This is a genomic window from Streptomyces halobius (assembly GCF_023277745.1).
In the GTDB taxonomy this organism is placed as follows: Bacteria; Actinomycetota; Actinomycetes; order Streptomycetales; family Streptomycetaceae; genus Streptomyces; species Streptomyces halobius.
On record NZ_CP086322.1, the window covers coordinates 6,649,851 to 6,673,805 of the forward strand.

Genomic DNA, 23,955 nt, shown 5'->3' on the forward strand with positions numbered 1-23,955 from the left:
CGGCGTCACACCGCGGAGCCAACTCCCAGGTGATACTGGGGTATGGGGTGCCGGTCCCGCTCGTCCTCAGGACGGAAGTGCTGTCCCCACCCCCTTACTGGGGCCGGCCCCACCCTCCTTCAGGGGGTCGGCCCCACTCGGTCACCGGTCTCCGGGTGTGACCAGGCCGGACTCATACGCGAAGATCACGGCCTGGGCGCGGTCGCGCAGCTCCAACTTGGCGAGGACGCGGCCGATATGGGTCTTCACCGTCTGCTCGGCGAGTACCAGCGCATCGGCGATCTCCTGGTTCGACAGACCACGGGCGATCAGCTCCAGGACCTCCGTTTCGCGCGGGGTGAGGCCGTTGAGCCGGAGGGAGGTGCGGTCCTTGCGGAGGGCCGGGCGCCGGCGCGCGAAGTCGGCGATCAGCCGCCGTGTCACCGACGGCGCGAGCAGCGCCTCACCGGCCGCCACGACGCGGACGGCGGAGATCAGATCGGCCGGCGGCGCGTCCTTCAGCAGAAATCCGGACGCACCCGCGCGCAACGCTTCGTATACGTAGTCATCGACATCGAAGGTGGTCAGCATCAGCACCTTCGGGCGGTGGGTGACGCCGATGGGCGGATCGAGCAGCTGACGGGCCGCCTCCAGCCCGTCCATCTCGGGCATCCGCACATCCATCAGCACCACATCCGGATGCACCCGGCGGCTCAGCTCCACGCCCTGCACGCCGTCCGGTGCGTCGCCCACCACATCGATATCGCTCTGTGCGGCGAGCAGTGCGGCGAACCCCGCCCGCACCATGGCCTGGTCGTCGACGATGATCACCCGAGTGGTCATGCGGAGGGAAAGTCCTTTGCGGAGTCGGGAGCCGAGGAGGCGGAACCTGTGCGGGCGGCGTTCCCGGGCCGTGTGTCCCGAGACTGTGTGTCCTCGGACCGTGCGTCTCCGGACTGTGCGTCCCCGGACGACGGCGCCCCGGTCAGCGGGAGCTGGGCCGCGACCCGGAAGCCGCCGTCCGGCAGCGGCCCGGTGTCCAGTGAACCCGCCACCAGACGCACCCGCTCCCGCATCCCGATCAGGCCATGCCCGGTCCCGGTGGTCTCCAGCGGCGCGGACGGCGCGGGCGGCGCGGAGTTGACGACCAGGACCGTCAGCCGCGAGCCGTCCGCCGTCGTCTTCACCGACACCCGGGTCCGCGCTCCCGGCGCATGCCGTACCACATTGGCCAGCGCCTCCTGCACGATCCGGTACGCCGACAGATCCACCGCCGGTTCCAGCGCCACCGGCTCCTCGGGCAGCGTCAACTCGACCGGCACACCGCCTCGGACGGTCCCTTCGACCAGCTTCGGCAGTTGTCCGATCCCCGGCTGCGGGGTCTTCTCCGGATCGCCGTGCCGCTCCGAATCCTCGCTGCGCAGCACCCCCAGCAACCGCCGCATCTCCGCCAGCGATTCGCGCGCGGTCGCGGCGATCGCCCCGAACTCCTCCTGGGCCTCCTTGGGTATCCCGCTGATGCGGTACGGGGCGCTGTCGGCCTGGACCGTGATCACCGACATGTGGTGGGCGACGACGTCATGCAGCTCGCGGGCGATGCGGGTGCGTTCCTCCAGCAGCGTCCGGCGGGCGCGCTCCGCCTCGCTGATGGTCTCCTGCTCCAGCAACTTCCGCTGGGTGTCGCCCCGTTCCCGCAGGGCGGCGCCGATCAGCAGCATCACGCCGGAGAGGACGAACAGCAGTACCGAGGTGCCTTCGCTGTGCTCGGGGGTCAGCGGCTCGGCGAGTATGCCGGCCGCTCCGGTCGTCAGCCATACGGCGACGAGGGTGCGGCGGTGCTCACGCAGTGACAGCGCCAGCATCAGGACGAGGTAGCCGACGATCACCGTCGGCGGCCAGGGCCAGGCGCGGCCCGCGACGCCGTCGGTCCCGATGAGGGCCAGTGCGCACCCCACATCCGCCGCGAAGATCACCCACCACGCCTGGAGCGGCCGGGCCACCGCGAGCAGCAGCGGAGCGGTCTGCGCGGTGGCGAGCCCGCCGGCCAGCCCGCCGTTCATGCCGTAGTCGTTGGCCAGGACGTTGATACTCGACGGCAGCAGCGAGACCGCGAACACGAACGCGACGAAATAGGGCAGCCAGCGCAGCCAGCGGTTCTGGACCGTCCCGAACAGCGGGGTGCCGGGCCCGGCCGGGGTGCCGAGCTCGACGACGAGGACACGCAGCGCCTGCCGCGCGGCGCGCATCGCCCGGCTGCGGGCCGACTCGCGCCCGGCGCTGCGGGTCGGCTCGCGTTCTGTGGTGAGAGATCGTCTGGACATCGCGAAATCAATGTAAGCGGCCACCGCTCGCCCAGGCGTCATACCAGGGTCCGGCCTTTCGATCCGTACCACGGTACGACCCGCACCCGGCGGCCCGACGGCCCGGCGGCACTCGCGCCCGGCCACGACGATCCCGCACCACGCCACAGCCACATCGGCCCCGGCGCACGCGAAGCTCCCAGCAAACGCCGAGCCCAACTCCCCGCCCCTACGCGGATTCCCCTCAAGCCCCCAAAGAGCCCTGAGGTTGGGCGGGCAGATCCCCTAAGGGTCGCAAGCGCCCCCTGCGGCCCCCAACGCAACCGACTGGGCGGGTATTCCCACGGCGACAGAAACCTCAACACGCCCCCACCACGACCCCCTCAACACGATCCCCCCAACACGACTCCCCCAACAGGCCCCGCAACACGAACCCCAAACGAACTCTCAAGCCGCCCCCGAGCGCAGCCTCGCCCCCTAAAGCTCCGCCAACAACTCCGCCTTCTTCGCGCTGAACTCGTCGTCCGTCAGCAGTCCCGCCTTGTGCAGCTCACCGAGGTGCCGGATCCGGTCCGCGATGTCCGCCGGGTCCCGGCGCGCGTCCCCGGCACGGCGTACCGGCTCGCGGGACGCGGTGTCCTGTGCCGGCTCGGCGGCCCGTACGGCCTGCAGCACCGAGGCCGCGAACGGCAGCGACTCGTGGACCGGGCCGTAGCCGAGGCCGAAGACCACCGCCGCCGGGTCCTGGTCGGCCTCGTCGGCCGCCGCGTCCCGGCCCCCGCGCTCCAGCAGCCGCAGATAGCCGTTGAAGATCTCCGGCGAGCGCCACTCCACCCCGGCCAGCTCGCCGACCGTGAAGGTCTGGTCGCCCCGCTTCCACTTCGCGGACGACGCGCCCGTCCAGAACCACCGGAAGGCGACCGACCGCCCGTCGAAGGACGCCTTGCCGTCGTACGCCTTGAAGTGCAGCGGCGGTTCCGGAGCGGCCACCAGATGGCGCTCGGCGGGCTCCTTGGAGGCGGGCCCCAGCGCGGTGCGCAGCTCGTCGGCGTAGTACTCGGCCAGTGTCCCGTGCTCGGCCGGCAGCACCAGCCGGTACGGGTCGGCGTCCTCCTTGAGCTGTCCGTCCGCCGCCTCCATCAGAGGGTCGGCGCCGTGCCGTGGCACGGCGTGCAGCACCACCGTGCCCCGTCTGCCCTCGGACAGCTCGACGGACCTCAACGCCTCGTACGGAATGCGTCGCTCGCCGAGCGCCTGGAACAGCTTCGGCCTGCGGATCCCCCGTTCGAAGCGGATGAGTACGGAGTCCGTATCAAACTCCCAGACGGCGTGAAAACCGGCCAGCACATCACCCATGCGGCTCATCGTATGCGCGGGGTCGCCCGCCCGTCCCCCTTCCGGACACCTTGCGCTACGCGCGTCATAGGGCTCCCGGCCCCTCGCCCCGGCTCCTGTTCCGCCCGGGTCATCCCGGTTTCCGCGGGTCCGGCCCGTCCCCGGGCGCGGGGCGGGACTGCGGAAGGCCGTACGGCGTCCCGCCCTCAGACGAGACCCGAGTTGCACTGGGGGTCATCGGTCGCGCACTTCAGGGAGCCGGTCGCACCGACCCCGAGGAGCGCGAAGTTGCGCAGACTGCGGGTGCCGGGCGCGAAGTATCCGGCGTGTCCGACGGCGCCGTCGGCCGACAGGATCCGCGCGCCGAAGGACGGATCGACCGGGTCCGCGCCGTGGCCGAGCCCGCCGACCTCCAGGTACGGCACGTCCTGGATCCAGTCGTCGGCGTCCCGCATCGCCCACACCCGGGCGTGCGTGCCCAGCCCGGAGCGGCTCTCCGCGCGCATGCCGGGGCTGCCGGCCACCGCGATGTTCTCGACGTTCTCCGGCAGCTCGTGGGCGGCGACACCGCACACCACGGACCCGTAGCTGTGGCAGAACAGCGAGACGGGCCCGGAGGTGGGCAGCGACTTCACGAGCGCGCGCAGCCGGACCGCGCCGTCCTCGGCGAGCTGCCCGGTGGCGGCCTCGACCCCCAGGCCGGACGGCGCGGTGTAGTCGGCCCAGGCGATCACCGCCGTACGGGTGTGCGGCCGGGCGTCCCGCTGGGCCGCGTACAGGGACTTCGCCATGCCGACGGGGGCGGTGGTCGCCCGCGCGGTGCGCTCGAAGGTCGACAGATCGGTGTCCACCCCGGGTACCACGACCGAGACCCGGCGGGCCTTCGTGAGGTTGCCGAAGACCTCCGCGGCCCGGCCGCCGCCGGCCGGATCGAAGGCCAGGATCTGCCGGTCGCCGCTCATCATCGACTCGAAGCGGTGCACCAGCCGCCCGGCCTCCTGGCGGCCGACCGGCGTCAGCCGTTTGTCGCCCATGCGCTGCTTCTCGATGGCGTGGGCGTCGTCGAGCGCCATCCGGTTGGCGCGGTAACGCAGTTGTACGGGGGCGCCGCCCATATTGCCGACGGCCAGCGGGTACCGGTGCGCGAGCTCCCGGCGTTCGGCGCGGTCGAGCGTGGCGAAGAAGGCCCGGATCGCGGCCGGGGCGCCATCGGGGTCGGGCAGCGGACGCCCCTGGAACGTGGCGCGCTTCCACGCCTCTCTGGCGGTGGCCAGGGGATTGGCGTCCACCTTGGTTTCTCTGATGGCCGTCCATCCGGTCATGGCAAGCATCACGAACACCACCACCAGGGCGAGAGCGGCGCGCCAGGCGGTGGACTGCAGGAAACCGGAAGAGGGGCCGAGCCCTGGGAAGGAAGTCACCGCGAGCCACCCTAGGAGACGCGGCAGGGCGCCTGCCGAGGCCGTGAGTCATATCACGCAACGCGGCTGACATTTCCAGCAAAACGGACATCGTTGGGGTGTTTCCGGTGCTCAGCCGTGCAGAGGTGGTCTCAAGGGGGGTGGTTAAATGATCACGCAGGGGTGGGCTCCTCTTACCGCGTGTCGGCCCCGCTCGGCGCGTGCCTCCCGCTCATTGCCGTGTCCCGCTCACCGCGTCCCCCAGTCGTCGTCCATCGCCGGCGACAGGTGATCGAGGTAGGACTTGGTCAGTTCGCGGATGGACGCCACGCTGCAGTCCTGTCCCTCACCCCACACCTTCCCGGCCACCCGCATCACCCCGCTGAACGCCGCGACCAGCACCCGTGGCCGCGGATCGGTGTCCACGTCCAGCCCCTCACGCCGGGCGATCAACTGGGCGATCTCCTCCTCCAGTTCGGACGAGCGTCGCAGATGGACGGCGACCAGCGCGGGCGTCGACTCGATCATCCGGTAGGTGCGCATGTGCAGCTCCACCGGGATCACCGATTCGATCGCACTGCCGATGTCGTCCCAGGCGACCATGACGGCGCTGCGCAGCGCCGTCAGCGGGGCCTCGCTCGCCGGCCGCGCCCTCAATTCCTCCAGGAAGCGCGCCTCCACCATCTTCTGGACGGCGAACGCGACCTCTTCCTTGTTGGCGAAGTACCGGAAGTATGTGCGCTGGGAGACGTCCACCGCCTCGGCGATCTCGTCGATCGTCGTCGCGTCGTACCCCTGCTCCGTGAACAGCTCCAGCGCCGCGCGGATCAGGGCGTCGCGGGTGCGCTGCTTCTTACGTTCGCGCAGCCCGCCGGTGGGTGCCGTCTGCGGCGTCGGGGTCGCCATCCTGCGCCGCCTTTCCAGAGGGTTATCGCTGATCAGGATACCTGTGAGGTAAATGACAGTTACCGACTCATGAATTACTTTGTCAACTGTCAGTGGCTGACATTAGCCTCGCTGTATGACCTCTCAGACCCCGGTTGCCGAGCGCGCACCGGACCTTCCCGTACCGGAGCCCCGCAAGGGGCTGCGTGGCCATCCGTGGCTGACCCTCTTCTCCGTCGCCATCGGCGTCATGATGGTCGCCCTCGACGGCACGATCGTCGCCATCGCCAACCCGGCCATCAAGCAGGATCTGGGCGCCTCGCTCGCCGACGTCCAGTGGATAACCAACGGCTACATGCTCGCCCTGGCCGTCTCGCTGATCACGGCCGGCAAGCTCGGTGACCGCTTCGGCCACCGCCAGACCTTCCTCATAGGCGTCCTCGGTTTCGCGGCCGCCTCCTGTGCCATCGGGTTCTCCGGCGAGGTCGCGCTGGTGATCACCTTCCGTGTGCTGCAGGGCCTCTTCGGCGCGCTGCTGATGCCCGCCGCGCTCGGCCTGCTGCGCGCGACCTTCCCGGCCGAGAAGCTCAACATGGCGATCGGCATCTGGGGCATGGTCATCGGCGCCTCCACCGCCGGCGGCCCGATCGTCGGCGGACTGCTCGTCGAGCACGTCAACTGGCAGTCGGTCTTCTTCATCAACGTGCCGGTGGGCATCCTGGCCCTGGCCCTCGGCCTGGTGATCCTCAAGGACCACCGCGCCGAGAAGGCGCCCCGCTCCTTCGACATCCCGGGCATCGTGCTGCTCTCCGGCGCCATGTTCTGCCTCATCTGGCCGCTGATCAAGGCGACGGAATGGGGCTGGGGCGACATGAAGACCCTGGGCTTCCTGATCGGCGCGGTCGTTCTCTTCGCACTCTTCGCCGTCCTGGAGACCAAGGTCCGCGAGCCGCTCATCCCGCTGCGGCTGTTCCGCTCGGTGCCGCTGACCGCCGGCACCGTCCTCATGGTGCTGATGGCCTTCGCCTTCCTGGGCGGCCTGTTCTTCGTGACGTTCTACCTCCAGAACGTGCACGGCATGAGCCCCGTCGACAGCGGACTGCACCTCCTCCCGCTCACCGGCATGATGATCGTCGGCTCGCCGCTCGCAGGCGCCCTGATCACCAAGTTCGGCCCGCGGATTCCGCTGGTCGGCGGCATGATCCTGACCGCCGTCGCGATGTACGGGATGTCCGGTCTGGACACCGGCAGCGGCACCGGCCCGATGTCCGTCTGGTTCGCGCTGCTGGGCATGGGCCTCGCACCGGTCATGGTCGGCGCCACCGAAGTCATCGTCGGCAACGCCCCGTTGGAGCTCTCCGGTGTCGCCGGCGGGCTGCAGCAGGCCGCGATGCAGGTCGGCGGCAGCCTCGGTACGGCCGTGCTCGGCGCGGTGATGGCCTCCCGTGTCGACGACCGGCTCCCGGGCAACTGGCAGTCGGCCGGGCTCCCGCCGGTCCCGCCCGAGAAGATGTCCCAGGCGGCCGACGCCGTCTCGGCCGGCATCGCACCGGTGCCGAAGGGCACCCCGCCGGAGATCGCCCAGAAGATCACCTCGGTGGCCCACGACACCTTTGTCTCGGGCATGGGCCTGGCCTTCACGGTCGCCTGCGGGGTGGCGATCGTCGCGGCCGTCGTCGCCACGCTCACCAAGCGCGGTGCCAACGCGGAGGCGGGCGCCGGCGCCGGCCACGTCTGACCGGCGCGGCTCCGCACCACCGGCGGCAGCGCGCAAACGGCGCGCGGCGGGCCGTGGGACACCTCCCAGCGGTAGCTGGAGGCGTGCCCACGGCCCGCCGCGCGCCGTTTGCGCGCTGGGGCGCGTCAACCCCCGTTCCGGGCCGCCGGACGGCCCGTCCGCCGACTGCCCGGCGCTGATGGGCAGCCCGCCGGACCGCCGAATCCCTCATCCGGATGAACGGTCCCGGGAACCGGCCACCGCACCTTGGAGGACCGCGTGCGGGGTGCATCGAGCGCCCTGCGGCGCGGGCCCCGGAGAACGGTTTCCGCGGGTCGCCCCATCGCCGAGGCGCACGTCAACATGGCGCACCACCACCCCGCCCCGATCCGTTCCGCCTGTCCACATACCTGATCCGGGTGGCCTCTCCGCCACGGCCTTGGCAACCGCGCCGCGCACTCGCCAAGCTCGATTCCGAACCCGCGGCGGGCGACCGGCCCGCCGCGGCACGCCAACGCCGTACGGCACCACCACATACGCGGCCGAACGCCACGTCGTACTCCACGGGGGAGAGATCCAATGCGTATCCGCACGTTCCGCACCACCGCGCTCGTCACCGGCCTCGCCGCACTGGCCGCCGCGCTCGCCGCCCCGTCCGCTCTCGGGGCTCCGGCCCCGCACGCCGCCTCGGGTGGCCACACCGCCGCCTCGGGCGACTGCTCGGCCGGCCAGCTGTGCCTCTGGCCGAAGGCGGACTTCGGCGGCCGACGGCACACCTACGACCTGTCCGGCACCGGCATCGAGAGCTGCGTCCCGCTGCCCGAGGGAGTCAGTGCCGCCTCGCTCGCCAACCGCACCGGCCGGCCGGTCACCACCTACCAGAGCGCGGAATGCGCCGAGACCGGCGAGTTCGACACCTACCCGGGCGGTGGCAGCTGGGTGCCCCAATCCCCTTACCAGGTACGTGCGTTCAAGATCTGGGAGCGCTGAGCGGGGAACCGGACGCCGGGGCCGGCGCCGCCTGGGTGTCGGCCCCGGACAGCCGGTCGACCTGCTCCCGCAGGGCCTGCACCTCGGAGGTCAGCGCCTCGATCGCCGCCGTCTGGCGACGGCCCTCGGCGTCGTCGTGTTCGAAGCGGGAGATGAACCACGCCGCGATGTTCGCGGTGACCACACCGAGCAGGGCGATACCCGACAGCATCAGTCCCACGGCGAGCGCCCGCCCCAGGCCGGTGGTCGGCGCGAGGTCGCCGTAGCCGACCGTGGTCATGGTGGTGAAGGACCACCACACGGCGTCGCCCAGGGTCTTGATGCTGGAGCCCGGCGCGTCCCGCTCGGCCTTCAGTACGGCCAGCGATCCGAACATCAGGAGGCCGACCACCGATCCGCCGACGTAGGTCGTCAGCCGCACCTGAACGGCCATCCGGGCGCGCTGGCCGACAAGCAGCAGCGCGGACACCAGACGCAGCAGCCGCAGCGGTTGGACCATGGGCAGAAGCACCGCGAGCAGGGACAGCGGCTGGCTGCGCACAAAGTGCCAACGGTCCGGCGTCAGCCACAGGCGTACGGCGTAGTCGAGGGCGAAGGCGGCCCACACCACCCACTCCACGATCTGGCACGCCTTGTGCAGCCAGGGATCGGCGTCGGGCGACACGATGGGCACGGCGTAGGCGAGGGCGAAGAGCACCGCGAGCCACAGCAGCGGCCGCTGAGTGCGATGTTCCCAGTGTTGTTCCGCTTCGGCTCCGCGCATGCGGCCCATCGTAAGGAATCGGTTCCCGGCCGGCGCGGAAGGGTACCTCGGATCCCGAGACCTGTGGGGCCCCCGGCCGGAATCACCGGCCAGGGGCCCCACAGATCAGCACGAGTCGGCCAGGGCTACGCGTCGCCGCCGGCCTCGCCCGCCTCGGCGGCGGTGACATCCAGCAGCTGGTACCGGTCGATCGCCTGCTTCAGCAGCGAGCGGTCCACCTTGCCCTCCTTGGCGAGCTCGGTGAGCACGGCCAGGACGATCGACTGCGCGTCGATGTGGAAGAAGCGGCGGGCCGCACCACGGGTGTCCGCGAAGCCGAAGCCGTCGGCGCCCAGCGACTGGTACGTGCCCGGGACCCAGCGCGCGATCTGGTCCGGCACGGAACGCATCCAGTCCGAGACCGCGACCTTCGGGCCCTCGGCGCTCTGGAGCTTCCGCGTCACATACGGGACGCGCTGCTCCTCCTCCGGGTGCAGCAGGTTGTGCTCCTCGGCCGCCACCGCGTCGCGGCGCAGCTCGTTCCAGGAGGTGGCCGACCAGACGTCCGCCTTGACGTTCCACTCGTCCGCGAGGATCCGCTGCGCCTCGACGGCCCACGGCACCGCCACGCCCGACGCGAGGATCTGGGCAGCGTGCCGGCCCTTCTCGGCGGGCCGCACGCGGTGCAGACCCTTGAGGATGCCCTCGACGTCCACATCGGCGGGCTCCGCCGGGTGCAGGATCGGCTCGTTGTAGACGGTCAGGTAGTAGAAGATGTCCTCGCCATGGGGGAATTCGGCGCTCGCGCCGTACATCCTCCGCAGACCGTCCTTGACGATGTGCGCGATCTCGTAGCCGTAGGCCGGGTCGTACGCGACACAGGCCGGGTTGGTCGACGCCAGCAGCTGCGAGTGGCCGTCCGCGTGCTGCAGGCCCTCACCGGTCAGCGTCGTACGGCCGGCGGTCGCGCCGAGCACAAAGCCGCGCGCGAGCTGGTCCGCCATCTGCCAGAACTGGTCACCGGTGCGCTGGAACCCGAACATCGAGTAGAAGACGTAGATCGGGATCAGCGGCTCGCCGTGCGTGGCGTAGGCGGAGCCCGCCGCGATCAGCGACGCGGTGCAGCCCGCCTCGGAGATGCCGTCGTGCAGCATCTGGCCGGTCGGCGACTCCTTGTAGGCGAGCAGCAGTTCACGGTCCACCGACTCGTACTGCTGGCCCAGCGGGTTGTAGATCTTCGCCGACGGGAAGAACGCGTCCATGCCGAAGGTGCGGTACTCGTCGGGCGCGATCGGCACGAAGCGCTTGCCGATCTCCTTGTCCCGCATCAGGTCCTTGAGCACCCGGACGAACGCCATGGTCGTGGCGATCTTCTGCTGGCCCGAGCCCTTCTTGGCGCCCGCGTAGACCTTGTCGCCCGGCAGCTGCAGCGGCTTGCTGCGCACGACACGGGTCGGGACGTAACCGCCGAGCGCCTTGCGGCGGTCGTGCATGTACTGGATCTCTTCGGAGTCCCGGCCCGGGTGGTAGTAGGGCGGGGCGCCGTGCTCCAGGTCCTTGTCCGGAATCGGCAGGTGCAGCCGGTCACGGAAGCGCTTGAGGTCGTCGACCGTCAGCTTCTTCATCTGGTGGGTCGCGTTGCGGCCCTCGAAGTTCGGGCCGAGGGTCCAGCCCTTGACGGTCTGCGCGAGGATCACCGTCGGCTGGCCCTTGTGCGCCTTGGCCGCCGCGTACGCCGCGTAGATCTTCTTGTGGTCGTGACCGCCGCGCCCCAGGTGCAGGATCTGGTCGTCGGTCATGTTCTCGACCATGGCGCGCAGCCGGTGGTCGTCACCGAAGAAGTGCTGGCGGATGTACGCACCGGTCTCGGTGGCGTACGTCTGGAACTGGCCGTCCGGCGTGCTGTTGAGCTTGTTGACCAGGATGCCGTCGCGGTCCTGCGCGAGCAGCGGGTCCCAGCTGCGGTCCCACACCAGCTTGATGACGTTCCAGCCGGCGCCGCGGAACTGCGACTCCAGCTCCTGCATGATCTTGCCGTTGCCGCGGACCGGGCCGTCCAGACGCTGCAGGTTGCAGTTGACGACGAAGGTCAGGTTGTCCAGGCCCTCACGGGCGGCGAGGGACAGCTGGCCGAGCGACTCCGGCTCGTCCATCTCACCGTCGCCGAGGTAGGCCCACACGTGCGACGGGGAGGTGTCGGCGATGCCGCGGGCCTCCATGTAGCGGTTCATCCGGGCCTGGTAGATCGCGCCGAGGGGGCCGAGGCCCATCGAGACGGTCGGGAACTCCCAGAAGTCCGGCATCAGGCGCGGGTGCGGGTAGCTCGACAGACCGTTCGGGGCCTTGGACTTCTCCTGGCGGAAGGCGTCGAGCTGGGGCTCGGACAGCCGGTCCAGAAGGAACGCGCGGGCGTAGACGCCGGGGGAGGCGTGGCCCTGGAAGAAGATCTGGTCGCCGCCGTCGCCCTCGTCCTTGCCCCGGAAGAAGTGGTTGAAGCCCACGTCGTAGAGGGAGGCGGAGGAGGCGAAGGTGGCGATGTGGCCGCCGACGCCGATGCCGGGGCGCTGGGCGCGGGACACCATGACGGCCGCGTTCCACCGGGTCGCGTTCAGGATCTTGCGCTCGATCTCCTCGTTGCCGGGGAAGAACGGCTCGTCCTTGGTCGCGATGGTGTTGATGTAGTCCGTGCTGCGCATCTCGGGCACGGCCACACGCTTCTCGCGGGCCCGCTCGATCAGGCGAAGCATGAGGTAGCGGGCACGTTCCCGGCCTCGCTCATCGACGGCAGCGTCGAGCGAGTCGAGCCATTCCTGGGTCTCTTCGGGATCGAAGTCCGGGACCTGGCTGGGAAGGCCGCCAATGATGATCGGGTTTCGATCGGATCCGGAAGCCACGCTGTTCCTTCGTGTTCGGGTCGTGTCGTGCTCGGCACGCCGTTGCTGCTGCGCACGGGGACGAATGCGGTCTGTACTGTCTGTGGTGTCGGTGTCGCGCCGTCTTCCATCGTGTACCGAGCCACACGGCTACGTCATCTCTACCGCCGGGTAACCGACGGCCGGGAGAGGGGCACGGAAAGGCCGGTTTCTCGGGTCGGCCAAATCGCAACCATACGCCCATGTCGAAAGTCCCTCGCGTACGGCCGTGCGCCTCCCGAAAACGGACCCGGCGCGCGGCCGGCACCCCCCAAAGGGCCCAGCCGCGCGCGTATACCCCACAAACCCGGCAGAACGCTGTGGTGTGAATCACTTCGCCGTGTCCCGGTGGGGTCGTGGTTGAGGCGAGACGCGTTCAATCGTCACCGTTTCGGCGGTCTCGACCTCCGGGTACTTGCGCGATCCGCCCGGCCCGTGTGGACTACGCCCAATGCTCCGCGCACGCGCGGGGCCCAAAAGCGTTTTCCGAAACATGACAGGAGGCAATCCGTGAGCGCGACCGCGGACCACGCGGAGACGAACCTTGCCGTAAGGCTGGGTTTCAAGCCCGACCAGGTGGTCCAGGAGATCGGCTACGACGATGACGTCGACCAGGAGCTCCGTGAGACCATCAAAGCGGTCACCGGCACCGAGCTGGTCGACGAGGAATACGACGACGTGGCCGATGCCGTGGTGCTCTGGTTCCGCGAGGACGACGGGGACCTGACCGATGCGCTGGTGGATGCCATCGCCTACATGGAAGAGGGAGGTTCCATCCTCCTGCTGACGCCGAAGACCGGCCGCGACGGCTACGTCGAGGCGAGCGAGATCAGCGAGGCCGCGAGGACCGCGGGCCTGTCCGCGAGCAAGAGCGTCAGCGCGGGCAAGGACTGGACCGGCAGTCGCCTTGTGACCCCGAAGGCAGCGGCGAAGAGGCGCTGAGCCCGGCCCGCCCCGGCGTTCGTCACCGAGCCCCCTCCGTCCTGTTCCGGAGGGGGCTCGGCCCTGTTCAGGAGGGGTTTCTCGGGGCGTTTGGCCCGGCGCGTAGGGTTGGGCGCGTCCAGTTGAGAGAGCGAAAGGGAAGCAACCCCATGGCGATCGAGGTCGGCACCAAGGCTCCGGATTTTGAGCTGAAGAACCAGCACGGCGAGCTGGTCAAACTCTCCGACTTCCGCGGTGAGAAGGCCGTCGTCCTGCTCTTCTACCCCTTCGCGTTCACCGGTGTGTGCACCGGCGAGCTGTGCGCGCTCCGTGACGAGCTGCCGAAGTTCGTCAACGACGACGTCCAGCTGCTGGCCGTCTCCAACGACTCCCCGTTCTCGCTGCGCGTCTTCTCGGAGCAGGAGGGACTGGAGTACCCGCTGCTGTCGGACTTCTGGCCGCACGGCGAGGCGTCGCGGGCGTACGGCGTCTTCGACGAGGAGAAGGGCTGCGCGGTCCGCGGCACGTTCGTCATCGACAAGGAGGGCGTGGTGCGCTGGACCGTCGTCAACGGCCTGCCCGACGCCCGCGACCTCAACGACTACGTCGAGGCGCTGGAAAACCTCTGACCCTGGCCGCGTCCCGACGGACGCTCCCGGAGCCGTCGTCCCCGACATCGGTGTCCCTCGGCGTGCGATATCTGTAACTCGTCGGGAACCCGTCACTAGGATCGATTCGTTGATCTGATGCCATGCACGTTGGGGGCGCAAATCTTTACGTACCCCTCGAATCTAAGGGAGGACTCGTGGGAGTCAGCCTCAGCAAGGGCGGCAACGTCTCGCTGACGAAGGAAGCCCCCAATCTGACCGCCGTCCTCGTCGGTCTGGGCTGGGACGCGCGTACCACCACCGGTACGGATTTCGACCTGGACGCCAGCGCCCTGCTGACCAACGACCAGGGCAAGGTCGCCAACGACCAGAACTTCGTCTTTTTCAACAACCTGAAGAGCCCGGACGGTTCGGTCGAGCACACCGGCGACAACACCACCGGTGAGGGCGAGGGCGACGACGAGGCCATCAAGGTGAACCTCGCCGGAGTGCCCGCCGATGTCCAGAAGGTCGTGTTCCCGGTGTCGATCTACGACGCCGAGACCCGTCAGCAGAGCTTCGGCCAGGTCCGCAACGCCTACATCCGCGTCGTCAACCAGGCCGACGGCAATGAGCTGGCCCGCTACGACCTGAGCGAGGACGCCTCGACCGAGACCGCCATGGTCTTCGGCGAGCTGTACCGCAACGGCGCGGAGTGGAAGTTCCGTGCCATCGGCCAGGGCTACGCCTCCGGCCTGCGCGGCATCGCGCAGGACTTCGGCGTCAACGTCTGACCGAGCTCAGCCATCTCGTCCGGCGCCGTACGTCCCCACGGGGCGTACGGCGCCGGGCGTGCTTGACAGCGACACGGGCCGCGCCGGAGTGCGGCCCGCACCGAACCGGGGAGGAAGCGAACACTATGGGCGTCACGCTCGCCAAGGGGGGCAACGTCTCCCTGTCCAAGGCCGCTCCGAATCTCACTCAGATCATGGTCGGCCTCGGCTGGGACGCGCGCTCCACCACTGGAGCGCCGTTCGACCTCGACGCCAGCGCGCTGCTGTGCGAGTCGGGCCGGGTGCTGGGGGACGAGTACTTCGTCTTCTACAACAACCTCAAGAGCCCCGAGGGCTCCGTCGAGCACACCGGCGACAACCTCACCGGTGAAGGCGAGGGCGACGACGAGTCGATCCTGGTGGACCTCTCCCAGGTGCCGCAGCAGGTCGACAAGATTGTCTTTCCGGTCTCGATCCATGAGGCCGATGTGCGCGGCCAGAGCTTCGGCCAGGTCAGCAATGCTTTCATCCGCGTCGTCAATCAGGCCGACGGCTCCGAGCTCGCACGCTACGACCTGAGTGAGGACGCCTCCAGCGAGACCGCGATGATCTTCGGCGAGGTGTACCGGCACAGCGGTGAGTGGAAGTTCCGCGCGGTAGGCCAGGGGTACGCGTCGGGCCTCAGAGGCATCGCTCTAGACTTCGGGGTCAACGTTTCGTAAAGGCGCCGCGCCGCGCGCGCGGAGACCCCCACACAGCAAGGGATTGGGTAGGCAGTGCTCCTGAAAACCTTTGGCTGGTCGTTTGCCGTCACGGCGCTCGGCCTGGCCTTCGCCGGCGTGCTCTGGGGGTGGCAGGGGCTCGCGATCGTCGGAATCCTGTCCATCCTGGAGATCTCGCTCTCGTTCGACAACGCCGTCATCAACGCGGGCATCCTGCGCAAGATGAACGCGTTCTGGCAGAAGATCTTCCTCACCATCGGCATCCTCATCGCGGTGTTCGGCATGCGGCTGGTCTTCCCGGTCGCCATCGTCTCGATCACCGCGAAGCTCGGGCCGATCGAGGCGGTCAACCTCGCCATCCACGACCAGGCGAAGTACGAGGAACTGGTCACCGGCGCCCACCCGTCCATCGCGGCATTCGGCGGTATCTTCCTGCTGATGATCTTCCTCGACTTCATCTTCGAGGAGCGCGACTACAAGTGGCTGGCCTGGATCGAGAGACCGCTGGCCAGGATCGGCAAGCTCGACACGCTGTCCATCATCATCGCGCTGGTCGTCCTGCTGGTGACCGCGATGACGGTGGCCACCGATGTCTCGCACGGCGGTGGTGACAAGAGCGTCACGGTGCTGCTGTCCGGCGTCGCCGGCCTCCTCACCTATCTCGTCGTCGGCGGAATCTCCGGCTTCTTCGAGGCCAAGCTGGAGGAGGACGTGGACGAGGTCGACGAGGAGGGTGAGGGTGCCGCGGCGCCCGCGAAGAAGAACGGGACCGGTGCGGCCGTGGGCCTGGCCGGCAAGGCCGCGTTCTTCATGTTCCTCTACCTGGAGGTCATCGACGCGTCCTTCTCCTTCGACGGCGTCATCGGCGCGTTCGCCATCACCAACGACATCTTCATGATGGCGCTGGGTCTGGGCATCGGCGCGATGTACATCCGTTCGCTGACGGTCTTCCTCGTCCGCAGGGGGACCCTGGACGAGTACGTCTATCTGGAGCACGGCGCGCACTACGCGATCGGCGCGCTGGGCCTCATCCTGCTCATCACTATCAAGTACGAGATCAACGAGGTCATCACCGGCCTGATCGGCCTCGTGTTGATCGCCCTCTCGTTCTGGTCGTCGGTGCTGAAGATCCGGCGCGACAGCAAGTCCGAGAGCGGATCCGGGACCAAGCCGGAAGTCCCGTCCGGAGTGTGACGCGGCGCTGATTGAGGAACGCTCTCTGCGGGGCGGCCATGGGGTGCGGACCTCACGGCCGCCCCGCGGCATTCGGGGCTGAACAATGGGGTGGGCAAGGTGTCTTTCCTGGAGAAATGGTGGCGTGGTGGTGCACCGAAGTACGACAACGGCGGGGCGTCGTACGTCGTCGAGCTGACGAAGCGGAATCCGGTCATCTCGCTGACGAAGCAGGGGGCGGCCACCGGGCATCTGAGGGTCAATCTGCACTGGCAGATGCGCACCTCGGACCTCGGTGAGCAGCGCCGGGGCAGCCTGCTGCGGCACCCGGGCAAATTGTTCAAGCCCGAGGTGGTGCAGGCGCAGGGGCCGGCCGTGGTCAAGATCGACCTTGATCTGGCCTGTATGTACGAGCTCGAGGACGGCACCAAGGGTGTGGTGCAGCCGCTGGGCAATTTCCTCGGCGACCTCAACTCCCCGCCGTTCGTGAAGCTCAGCGGCGACGACCGGTTCGGCTCACCGTCCGGCGAGACGCTCTACCTCAACATGGACCACCGCGACGAGATCAAGCGGATGCTGGTCTTCGTCTATATCTACGACGGGACGCCGGCGTTCGACCGTACGCATGCGGTGGTGACGCTCTATCCCAGCAATGGGCCGCGGCTGGAGATCAAGCTCGATGAGCGGGCGCCACAGGCCCGTTCCTGCGCCATATTCATGCTGGAGAACACCAAGGGCGAGCTGACGGTGCGTCGCGAGGTGAAGTACGTCTACGGCTTCCAGGCGGAGCTCGACCGGCTGTACGGCTGGGGGCTGCAGTGGGGCCGGGGGTACAAGTCGAAGGTGTGAGAGCGGGACCGGGGCGTGGCGTCCGCGGGCGCGCTGCCCGGGGCCGGTGGGCGGCCCCGGGGGGACCGGTGGGTGCCGGTTGCCGCTAGCGGCGCTGGAACTGCGGGCCCTGGGGCGGCAGTACGAACGACGGGTCCGGCACGAAGGGCTGTTGCTGCGTCGGGTAGCCGTAGGCCGAGGGAAGGTGCGGCTGCTGCTGGGGCGGCTGTGGATAGCCGTATGCGGACGGCGGTTGCTGCGGGGGCTGGTACTGGGGCGGCGGGCCCGGATAACCGTACGTGGGCGGTGACGTCGGCTGGCCGGGCGGCTGGGCCGGTGGTGGCGGAACGTTCTGCGGATAGCCGTAGCCGCCGCCGGCGGCGGGCTGTGGCGGGGGCGGCGGGGACGCGGCGGCCCCCGAGGGCAGCGGGGCGGCGGAGAACGGCTCCGGCATCGGGTCCGGCACATGCTGGGTGACGGCTTCGGGGTCGGCCCCCGGATACGTCTGCGGGGCCGCCGCGGACGGTGCTCCGACGGCCTCTTCCGGCCAGGCACTGGGCGGCGGGGACGCCGGGGCGGGGGGCTGGTCGGTGGTGCTCGGCTTCGGGGTGTTCGGGCCGGCGGTCTGCGGTTCGGCGGTGCCCGATTCGGCCGAGCCGGGTTCGGTGGTGGTCGGGGCGCTGGCGGCTTGCTCTCCTGTGGTCGGTCCGTCGGCGGCCGGCCGGCCTGCGGTCGGTTCGCCTATGGGCGACGGATCGTCGGCGGGGGCTGTGGGGGCCGCGGCGGTCGGGGCCTCCTGGGTGGGCGCTTCCGGTGCGAGCGGGGGCGCTTGCCCGGCGGCCGGGGAGTCGTCCTCCTCCACCGAGATGCCGAACTCGGTTGCCAGACCGACCAGACCGCTCGCGTACCCCTGCCCCAGCGCGCGGAACTTCCAGGTCTCGGCGCGCCGGTACAGCTCCCCGCAGATCAGCGCCGTCTCATCGCCCGTCTCGGGCACGACGTCGAACACCGCGATCGGATCGTCATCGCCGTCTCCGGCCGCGTCGAAGAGGAGCATGCGCAGATCGGATACCAGCCCGAAGGCGCCGCCGTCCGACGACGCGGTCAGGACGACCCGGTCCACGGACGGATCCAGAGCGGACAGATCCGCCTCGATGGTGTCCGTCAGGCCGTCGGCGAGGCGGGTCTTGGGCAGATGCCGGACCAGGCCGCTGGGGTGCCGCGGCTGGTTGTAGAAGACGAAGTCCTCATCGGAGCGCACGCGTCCCTCGGCTCCGACCAGCAGCGCCGAGGCATCGACATCGGGGACACCGGCGCCGGGCGTCCAGCGCAGCACGGCCCGTACGGCCGTGGCGTCGAGGGGTACGTTCGACCCTTTCAGCATCGCGTGCGTCATGCGGTAATCCTGCCTTCCCGGAGGTCGCAGCGACAACGCGGGGGCCTGTGCGAACGTGCACGGGGTGTGCTCGTGGATATCGAAGCGTCTCGCCCGGGTTACGAGATTTTCACGCACCGGGGAACCAACCCTTCTCCCGCACACGTACGATTACCGGCTGGATCCAGACAGCGAGACGCAGCGGGTGTGCCCGGGTCCCGCCTGTATACGGGGAGTTGTATGCGTCATTTTGGGCACCTTGCGCCCGACATCCGGAAGAGCTTGTTCCACCAGGAGCCCGCGGAGTTCACCGCTGACTCCCCGGCCCGCATGCTCGCGGTAGCCCTGGGTGCCACGCTCTACAGCCCTGCCACCCGGCCGAAACTCGCCGCCGACATCATCAAACAGGCGGGTCTCGGCGTGGTGTCCATGGTGCTGTGTCTGGAGGACTCCATAGGGGACGGGGATGTCGCGGCCGGCGAGGAGAATCTCGTCCGGCAGTTCGCACTGCTCGACGAGGCGGCAGCGGGGGGCACCGACCTTCCGCTGCTGTTCATCCGCGTCCGTGAGCCCGGTCAAATACCGGATCTGATACGCCGGATGGGGGCCACCGCGCGCAGACTGTCCGGATTCGTACTGCCGAAGTTCACCGCGGAACGCGGAGCCCCGTTCCTGGAGGCGCTCGTCAAGGCCGAGTCCGCCTGCGGACGGCGGCTGTTCGCGATGCCGGTGCTGGAATCTCCGCAGCTGCTGCATCTGGAGAGCCGCACCGAAACCCTGCAGGGGATCGCCAGGACCGTTGACGCATACCGGGAACGGGTGCTCGCCCTGAGGCTCGGCGTCACGGACTTCTGCTCGGCCTACGGGCTCCGCCGGGCACCCGACATGACGGCGTATGACGTCCATATCGTGGCCTCCGTGATCGCCGACGTGGTGAATGTGCTGGGCCGGGCGGACGGTACGGGCTTCACGGTGACCGGCCCGGTGTGGGAGTACTTCCGGCTGCACGAGCGGATGTTCAAGCCCCAGCTGCGACGCAGCCCCTTCCTGGGGCGGGCCGAGGAACTGCGCACGGCACTGATCGAGCACGACATGGACGGTCTGCTGCGTGAGATCGAGCTGGACCGCGCGAACGGACTGCAGGGCAAGACCTGTATCCATCCCTCGCATGTCGCGCCGGTGCACGCGCTGTCGGTCGTCAGTCACGAGGAGTTCAGCGACGCCGCGGACATCCTGCGGCCCGAGCGGTGCGACGGCGGGGTCATGCGCTCCGCCTATACGAACAAGATGAACGAGGTGAAGCCGCATCGCGCCTGGGCGGAGCGCACGCTGCTGCGCGCCGAGGCGTTCGGCGTCGCGCACGAGGGCGTCGGTTTCGTGGAACTGCTGGAGGCGAGCCTTCCGCAGGCGTAGCACGGGCCGGACCGGCTCCGGAAGGATCCGGACGGCGGAGCGGCCGGGCAGGAGGCACCGGACGATGACGATGACCAGGTCTGCGAAGAACGCGACGAACGACGTGACGAGCGGTGCGATGAACGACGTGATCAACAACGTGCGGAACGACGCGCCGAACGACGCGACGAGGTCCGTGGCCAACGGCCGGGCGGAGAGCGTCCCGGGGAACGCGGCGAACGATGTGATGGAGGAGACGGAACGCGTGGTGTGGACCGGAGAGTGGGTCGCCGAGCGGCTCGGTGTCTCGCTGAGCGGCGGGGACGAACTGCCCAAGCTGCTGGGTCTGGCACTGCGACGCAACCCCAAGCGGGCCCATCTGCTCGTGTCGAACGTGCTGGGCAAGCATGTACCGCAGCGGCCCGGAGTGGTCCATGGCGCCGGCGTCGGACTGGGGCGGAGGGTGCGGGAGCTGCTGGGGGACGAGGCCGCCGCCCGGTCCGTTGTCCTGGGCTACGCCGAGACCGCCACCGGACTGGGGCATTCCGTGGCCGACGGGCTGGCGCTCGCGCCGTATCTGCACTCCACCCGTCGGCCGGTGGCGGGCGTCCCGCAGGTGGGCGGCTTCGAGGAGGAGCACAGCCACGCGACCTCGCATCTGCTGCTTCCGGAGGACCGCGACCTCCTTGCCGGGGACGGCCCGCTGGTGCTCGTCGACGATGAGTTCTCCACCGGCAGGACCGTCCTGAACACCATCAAGGCGCTGCACACGCAGTTCCCGCGCGAGCGGTACGTGGTCGTCGCCCTCGTCGACATGCGCTCCGACGCGGACCGCACCCACCTGGAGGAGTTCGCCGCGGAACTGGGCGCCCGCGTCGACCTCGTGGCCCTGGCCGCGGGCGGCGTACGCCTCCCGGCGCATGTCCTGGAGCGTGGCCGGGAACTCGTCGCCGCCCATGAGTCCCGCACGGTGGCCTCGGCGAACGCACCGGCCACGGACGTGGTACGGGTTGCCCTCGACTGGCCCGCCGGACTGCCCGACGGCGGACGGCACGGCTTCACCCCCGCGCACCGCGAGCGGCTGGAGGCCGGGCTGCCGGCCATGGCGGCCCGCATCGCGGAGCACGTGGACGGCGCACGCCGCATTCTCGTCCTCGGCAACGAGGAGCTGATGTATACGCCGCTGCGGCTCGCCGAGGCCCTGGACAACCAGCTCGCCGACACCACGGCCGGCGCCGGTGCGGCGCAGGCCGGCGAGCCGGGCCCGCCGGCCGACGGCGCCGGGGTCTATTTCTCGACAACCACCCGGTCGCCCGTGCTCGCCGTGGACGACCCCGGCTATGCGATACGGACCCGGCTCGCCTTCCCCGCCCACGACCGGCCCGCCGACGGACCGGGGGAGCGGTACGCGTACAACGTCGCGGCCGGCGCCGACCCGGCGCGCCGCTTCGACGCCGTCGTGGCCGTCGTGGACTCGTACGGCGACCTCCCCGAACTGCACGCCGCCGGCGGTCTGCTGGACCGTCTCGCCGAGCACACCGACCGGCTGCTGCTCGCCGTCATCCCCGCGTACGTCCCGCGGTCCGGGGCCTCTTCCGAGGCGTCGCCCCCTGCGCCGTCCGAGCACCGCGGTCGGGCGGCGGACGAGACCGCCTCCTCGCACACTCCGCAACGACAGGTCCGTTCCATGCACCTCCCCGAGCCGCTGCGCGGCCCCGCCTTCTCCTCCTACGCCCCCGAGGAGGTCGGCTGGCTTCTGCAGGACCTGTCCGACGTCACTCTGGAAGCGCCCACCGAGGAACGTGAGGAGGCGATTCAGCGCGGCGGAGCCCACTACGCCGAGTCGCTGCCCGTGGAGTACCAGCCGAGCGACCAGTACCAAGCGCTCTTCCACAGCGCGCTGCAGACGTCCGCGAGCCGGATCGCGCGGGCCGTCGGGGCCGTCACCGAGACCGTGCTCGCCGAGCGCACGAAGAACCCGGTGCTGGTGTCGCTGGCGCGGGCCGGCACACCGGTCGGTGTGCTGATGCGCCGCTGGGCGCGGCACGCCCACGGCCTGGAACTGCCGCACTACGCCGTCTCCATCGTGCGTGGCCGGGGCATCGACACCACCGCACTGCGCTGGCTGGCCGCCCACCATGACCCGGCGGATGTCGTCTTCGTGGACGGCTGGACCGGAAAGGGCGCCATCACCCGCGAACTCGCCGAGGCGCTGGCGGACTTCCCGGGATTCGACCCCCGGATCGCCGTACTCGCCGACCCCGGCAGCTGCGTCGAGACCTATGGCACCCGCGATGACTTCCTCATCCCGTCCGCCTGCCTCAACTCCACTGTCTCCGGGCTCATATCGCGCACCGTCCTGCGCGATGACCTGGTGGGCCCGGACGACTTCCACGGCGCCAAGTTCTACCGTGAACTGGTCGGCAGCGATGTGTCACGGGCCTTCCTGGACGCGGTCGGCGCGCGGTTCGCCGACGTCTCCGAGGCGGTTGCCGCGGACGTGAAGGAGCTGGCCGCCGCCGACCGCACTCCCACCTGGGAGGGCTGGGCGGCCGTCGAGCGGATCAGTGGGGAGTACGGCATCCACGATGTGAACCTCGTGAAGCCCGGTGTCGGCGAGACCACCCGGGTACTGCTGCGCAGGGTCCCCTGGAAGGTCCTCGCCCAGCGGGGTGCCGGGGCCGATCTCGATCATGTGCGCCTCCTGGCCGAACAACGGGGCGTGCCCGTCGAAGAGGTCGACGAACTGCCCTATACCTGTGTCGGGTTGATCCACCCCCGCTTCACCCGCGGGGCCACGGGTGCTGACGGCAAGGCGGTGGCCTCCTGATGAGCGAGCGCAGCGTGGGGGTCCCCCCGGCCGAAGGCTGGGGAAGTGTCGGCATGAGCGCTATCGTCGCCAGCGACCTCGACCGCACCCTGATCTATTCGGCCGCCGCGCTGAATCTCGCCATGCCCGACGCCGAGGCGCCGCGGCTGCTGTGTGTCGAGACATACCAGCGCAAGCCGCTGTCCTATATGACGGAGACGGCGGCCGGACTGCTGGCCGAACTGGCCCGCGCCACCACCTTCGTGCCGACCACCACCCGCACCCGCGAGCAATACGGACGCATCCATCTCCCCGGCCCTGCACCGGAGTTCGCCATCTGCGCCAATGGCGGTCACCTGCTCGTACGGGGTGAGTCGGACCAGGACTGGCAGCGCACCGTCGCCGCGCGGCTCGCCTCGCAGTGCGCGCCCCTCGACGAGATCCGCGCGCACCTCATCCGCACCGCCGACCCGGCCTGGCTGCTGAAGGAACGCGTCGCCGAGGACCTCTTCGCCTACCTCGTCGTGGAGCGTCCGCTGCTGCCGGAAACCTGGGTGAAGGATCTCACCGACTGGGCGGAAGAACGCGGTTGGACCGTTTCTCTGCAGGGCCGCAAGATCTACGCCGTACCGAAGCCGCTCACCAAGAGCGCTGCTGTCGAAGAGGTGGCCCGCCGCACCGGGGCGTCGGAGGTCCTCGCGGCCGGCGACTCCCTGCTCGACGCCGATCTGCTGCTGGCGGCGGACCGCGGCTGGCGGCCCGGACACGGTGAGCTGGCGGACTCGGGCTGGCAGGCCCCGCACGTCACGGCGCTCGACGAGCGTGGTGTCGCGGCGGGTGAGGAAATCGTCCGGGCCTTCATCCGCGGCGTCGCCACCCCGGGCCGCGCCCGCTGACACGTACGGTGACACAGGCCGCCACCGCGAGCGCCCCTGCCACGAGCACCGACTTCGCACAGACATCCACATCAGCGGCTTCGACGCGAGCGTGACCGTGCGCTCGCGCCCGGGCAGCGCGCCCACGCCGTGCAGCGCCATCGCGCCGGTCACCGGCGTCGTCCACGCGGGCGCGGAGAACAGCTGCACCGCCGCGGTCGGTTGCGGGGCCCGCCGGCG

Annotated in this window: 18 protein-coding genes and 1 pseudogene; 11 read left to right on the plus strand and 8 right to left on the minus strand. The window is 69.9% G+C overall.

From position 1 onward, the window contains the following. Positions 1-141 precede the first annotated feature (141 nt). The 5 genes from K9S39_RS30085 to K9S39_RS30105 all read right to left on the minus strand — a co-directional run bounded on the left by K9S39_RS30085 (position 142) and on the right by K9S39_RS30105 (position 5,920). Positions 142-822: a response regulator gene (locus tag K9S39_RS30085; RefSeq protein ID WP_248866479.1), complete on the minus strand. Its 681-nt coding sequence runs from the start codon at positions 820-822 to the stop codon at positions 142-144. Beyond that, a complete protein-coding gene (locus K9S39_RS30090) occupies positions 819-2,300 on the minus strand; it encodes a sensor histidine kinase (RefSeq protein ID WP_248866480.1) in 1,482 nt (493 codons plus the stop codon). The genes K9S39_RS30085 and K9S39_RS30090 overlap by 4 nt, the downstream gene beginning before the upstream one ends. 456 nt (positions 2,301-2,756) lie before the next feature. Then, entirely contained in the window at positions 2,757-3,635 is an 879-nt protein-coding gene (locus K9S39_RS30095; protein ID WP_248866481.1) for a DUF4429 domain-containing protein, read from the minus strand. 185 nt (positions 3,636-3,820) lie between these two features. Next, entirely contained in the window at positions 3,821-5,035 is a 1,215-nt protein-coding gene (locus K9S39_RS30100; protein WP_248866482.1) for an alpha/beta hydrolase, read from the minus strand. A gap of 228 nt (positions 5,036-5,263) precedes the next feature. After that, positions 5,264-5,920, minus strand: coding sequence for a TetR/AcrR family transcriptional regulator (locus K9S39_RS30105; protein WP_248866483.1), 657 nt, complete (start codon positions 5,918-5,920; stop codon positions 5,264-5,266). A 115-nt stretch (positions 5,921-6,035) separates the two neighbouring features. Between K9S39_RS30105 and K9S39_RS30110 the strand changes: the two are divergent. Then, positions 6,036-7,647, plus strand: a pseudogene (locus K9S39_RS30110) (MFS transporter); the annotation flags it as partial. Between the two features lie 548 nt (positions 7,648-8,195). Beyond that, positions 8,196-8,606, plus strand: coding sequence for a peptidase inhibitor family I36 protein (locus K9S39_RS30115; protein ID WP_248866485.1), 411 nt, complete (start codon positions 8,196-8,198; stop codon positions 8,604-8,606). Here the strand turns inward: K9S39_RS30115 and K9S39_RS30120 are convergent. Both K9S39_RS30120 and aceE read right to left on the minus strand, forming a co-directional pair. Continuing rightward, positions 8,587-9,369 (minus strand): potassium channel family protein, encoded by a 783-nt coding sequence (locus K9S39_RS30120; protein WP_406708040.1) that lies wholly within the window; start codon positions 9,367-9,369, stop codon positions 8,587-8,589. The genes K9S39_RS30115 and K9S39_RS30120 overlap by 20 nt on opposite strands. A gap of 125 nt (positions 9,370-9,494) precedes the next feature. Next, positions 9,495-12,242 carry a pyruvate dehydrogenase (acetyl-transferring), homodimeric type gene (aceE, locus tag K9S39_RS30125; RefSeq protein ID WP_248866487.1) on the minus strand — a complete coding sequence of 916 codons (2,748 nt, stop codon included), beginning with the start codon at positions 12,240-12,242 and terminating at the stop codon, positions 9,495-9,497. Between the two features lie 528 nt (positions 12,243-12,770). On the opposite strand from aceE, the gene K9S39_RS30130 reads away from it, so the two are divergent. The 6 genes from K9S39_RS30130 to K9S39_RS30155 all read left to right on the plus strand — a co-directional run bounded on the left by K9S39_RS30130 (position 12,771) and on the right by K9S39_RS30155 (position 17,285). After that, positions 12,771-13,202, plus strand: a complete 432-nt coding sequence (locus tag K9S39_RS30130) for a DUF3052 domain-containing protein (protein ID WP_248866488.1) — start codon at positions 12,771-12,773, stop codon at positions 13,200-13,202. A gap of 149 nt (positions 13,203-13,351) precedes the next feature. Continuing rightward, complete coding sequence (locus tag K9S39_RS30135) at positions 13,352-13,810, plus strand: peroxiredoxin (RefSeq protein WP_248866489.1); 459 nt, start codon at positions 13,352-13,354, stop codon at positions 13,808-13,810. Positions 13,811-13,986: 176 nt separating this feature from the next. Further along, positions 13,987-14,562 (plus strand): TerD family protein, encoded by a 576-nt coding sequence (locus K9S39_RS30140; RefSeq protein ID WP_248866490.1) that lies wholly within the window; start codon positions 13,987-13,989, stop codon positions 14,560-14,562. A 125-nt stretch (positions 14,563-14,687) separates the two neighbouring features. After that, on the plus strand, positions 14,688-15,263 hold the full coding sequence (locus K9S39_RS30145; protein WP_248866491.1) for a TerD family protein: 576 nt from the start codon (positions 14,688-14,690) through the stop codon (positions 15,261-15,263). Between the two features lie 54 nt (positions 15,264-15,317). Continuing rightward, on the plus strand, positions 15,318-16,457 hold the full coding sequence (locus K9S39_RS30150; RefSeq protein ID WP_248866492.1) for a DUF475 domain-containing protein: 1,140 nt from the start codon (positions 15,318-15,320) through the stop codon (positions 16,455-16,457). 99 nt (positions 16,458-16,556) lie between these two features. Then, entirely contained in the window at positions 16,557-17,285 is a 729-nt protein-coding gene (locus K9S39_RS30155) for a TerD family protein (RefSeq protein WP_248866493.1), read from the plus strand. Between the two features lie 85 nt (positions 17,286-17,370). On the opposite strand, the gene K9S39_RS30160 is transcribed toward K9S39_RS30155, so the two are convergent. Beyond that, positions 17,371-18,660, minus strand: a complete 1,290-nt coding sequence (locus K9S39_RS30160; protein WP_248866494.1) for a TerD family protein — start codon at positions 18,658-18,660, stop codon at positions 17,371-17,373. A gap of 219 nt (positions 18,661-18,879) precedes the next feature. Between K9S39_RS30160 and K9S39_RS30165 the strand changes: the two genes are divergently transcribed. From K9S39_RS30165 to K9S39_RS30175, 3 genes are all read left to right on the plus strand, one after another. Then, positions 18,880-20,052 carry an HpcH/HpaI aldolase/citrate lyase family protein gene (locus K9S39_RS30165; protein ID WP_248866495.1) on the plus strand — a complete coding sequence of 391 codons (1,173 nt, stop codon included), beginning with the start codon at positions 18,880-18,882 and terminating at the stop codon, positions 20,050-20,052. 226 nt (positions 20,053-20,278) lie between these two features. After that, positions 20,279-22,861, plus strand: a complete 2,583-nt coding sequence (locus tag K9S39_RS30170; RefSeq protein ID WP_248869026.1) for a phosphoribosyltransferase — start codon at positions 20,279-20,281, stop codon at positions 22,859-22,861. Between the two features lie 53 nt (positions 22,862-22,914). After that, on the plus strand, positions 22,915-23,736 hold the full coding sequence (locus tag K9S39_RS30175; RefSeq protein ID WP_248866496.1) for an HAD family hydrolase: 822 nt from the start codon (positions 22,915-22,917) through the stop codon (positions 23,734-23,736). Positions 23,737-23,955 lie beyond the last annotated feature (219 nt).